At 28.9% G+C, this 2,549-nt stretch carries 2 protein-coding genes; both read left to right on the plus strand.

Features of this window, described 5'->3' with window-relative positions; translation table 11 throughout:
• Nucleotides 1-330 precede the first annotated feature (330 nt).
• Nucleotides 331-1,509, plus strand: coding sequence for a metallophosphoesterase (locus HM986_RS17430; protein WP_179336321.1), 1,179 nt, complete (start codon nucleotides 331-333; stop codon nucleotides 1,507-1,509).
• A gap of 155 nt (nucleotides 1,510-1,664) precedes the next feature.
• Nucleotides 1,665-2,381 (plus strand): hypothetical protein, encoded by a 717-nt coding sequence (locus HM986_RS17435; RefSeq protein ID WP_179336322.1) that lies wholly within the window; start codon nucleotides 1,665-1,667, stop codon nucleotides 2,379-2,381.
• The last annotated feature ends 168 nt before the right edge of the window (nucleotides 2,382-2,549 follow it).

Below are 2,549 nucleotides of genomic sequence, written 5' to 3' on the forward strand. Positions count from 1 at the left end.
CTTCTAAACGGCTAAAAGAAATCTTTTGAACGTCTAAATATTAACAAAAAAGAGTCAACCTATATCAGTATAATACATCCAACGACTTCTTTGTAATTTTTCATATTTTTACAATTAAAGTTTATAATTATGTTGCTTTAACTACTTCCTTTATCGGGAGTTAATTCTCCTGGTATTCCAAATGGTTCTTGGCAACTTTATAGAAAGAGAGGACTCGTACGTGTAAGGGATCTCTAATCTAAAACACGTTATAGTTCTCCTCTTTTTCTAGTTAAAGATATTTAATACAAACTAAAGAAACACGTTAGCACCAATTAAAAACAAACATCCGTGAAAAAAAGAATATTCAGATACTTAAAACACATTATAGTAACGCTTCTAATAGTAATACCTTTATTTGTAATAATCGGATTTTTATCTGGTAATACACTAAAACATAGTCGAAACGATTTAGCTGATAATTGGAACGATGAAGGACCTTATGTATTTTTTAAAAATGATAGTTTGTTGATTATCAATTACATAAAAGGCGACAGAAAAAATGGATTTGAATTAGAAACAAAAACTTCTAAAGTAGATTCTTCAGTAGATTTGAAATGCTACTACCCATTAGATTCAACAAGTTTTAATTTCGTAGCGAACACAAATTTTGAAGTACCAGCATCTATCTATTCTGATTCTCTAAAGATTCTTGCGATATCTGATATTGAGAGTAATTATAAAACTTTTCGTAATTTTCTAATTAATAGTGCTGTAATTGACCAAGAACTAAACTGGACTTTTGGAAAAAATCATTTGGTACTTGTTGGAGACTTTATTGACCGTAGTTATTTTACTACCCAAGTATTATGGTTTATTTATAAGTTAGAACAAGATGCGAAATCAAAAGGCGGTAATGTTCATTATATTTTAGGCAACCACGAGATAATGAATATGCAAGGAGACCATAGCTACTCAAAGTCAAAATATAATCACGTAGCTTCCATTTTAGGTAAAAAGCAATTTGAATTTTATGATAAAAACTCTTTTATAGGTCGTTGGTTGAAAAGCAAAAATACAATTGAGCTTATAAACGGGAATTTATTTGTTCACGGAGGTATTAGTCCTAAATTAGAAAATACTGAATTGAATATTGACGAACTAAATCAATTAATTAGAGAGAATTATTACAAACCATATTTCCCAAAGAAAAATGGAGAGAAAACTCAAGAACTACTAACTTCTTCAATAACATCACCTTATTGGTATAGAGGATATTTTAAAAATGATTTATCACAGGAAGAAATTGATATAGGGCTTAACAAATTCAATGCAAAAGCAGTTATTGTTGGACACACAATTCAATCAAAAGTCAATAGAACTTACAATGGAAAAGTGATTGGAATTGATGTCAAGCATCCTCAAGATTATTACGAATATTTTCCAACAATTACATCAGAAGGTCTTTTAATTAAAAATGGAAAATATTACCGTGTTTTTGAGAATGGAGAAACAGAAGAAATGAAATAACTGGTGCTAACAACGTATATAATTTATTGCTAGTTCTAGTTTACTTACGAAAATCCTCGCGGATTTTCTATTCGGTTTGTATTTGCTAAATTAGGTGCTTAAAACACGCAACAAACCATATACAAGACCGTTGTACGCAAGTTGAGACAAACATTATGGACAAATTAAATTTAAACGAAATAAAAGACATTATATTAATCGTTTCAGGAATTGGTACCTTTATATCGGCTCTTGTAGCAATGTTTACTGTTCTAGAAATTAAAAAACAGCGTTTAAGTTCTTATAAGCCTGAATTAATTCTTGACAGTTTTGTGTCTTTTTTTTACGCTGATAATTTCTTGACAAAAGATGATAATATCAGATATAAAACAACTAAATATTTAGAAAATAATCAAAAACCGTTAAAAGAAACTGACAAAACTATCTCTGTTCACTACTTATTGCAAAATATAGGATTTGGAACAGCTAAATATGTTGAAGGATACTGGAGTTTTGATTACAAAAAAGCATCTAAGGTTTTAAAAAAGTATATTAATGAAGATTATTTAATTGAAAATGACAATAGTGGATTTTCAATTAGAAATGAAAAAAATGACTTTTGGTTATTTTTTTCCAAATCTAATTTAGATAAAGACACAATAGATTTTATACTTCCAGAAAGTCAAGGAGACAATGGAAAAGGGCAAACAGTTCCAAGTATAATTACCAAAGTTTATGCGTATTATATCGTTTTTAAATATAATATTAGTGTTGGATTCAATGAAAAACATTGTTATGAAGAATTTGAAGAACTTCCTAAACCAAAGTTTAAAATAACCTATAACGATTTCAATAATAAAAAAACATACAAAGACTTTCGAATTAGCTTTTAAGTACGCTGGAAACAATTGTGATGTCCCAAATCAAGAAAAAAATGAATGTGGAATTTTTTATATGGACGTAACTGAAAAATAAAACCTGCGTACAACACCGTGTATAATTAATTGCTTTGTTCTAGCCTACTTGCGAATATTCCTGCGGAATATTCACGGGTTCGTAAA

It is taken from the genome of Winogradskyella costae (assembly GCF_013403865.1).
In the GTDB taxonomy this organism is placed as follows: Bacteria; Bacteroidota; Bacteroidia; order Flavobacteriales; family Flavobacteriaceae; genus Winogradskyella; species Winogradskyella costae.

Bases quoted from the DNA above. Each gene is read 5' to 3' on its own strand.
- HM986_RS17435 (WP_179336322.1), top strand. From the start codon at position 1,665: ATGGACAAATTAAATTTAAACGAAATAAAAGACATTATATTAATCGTT.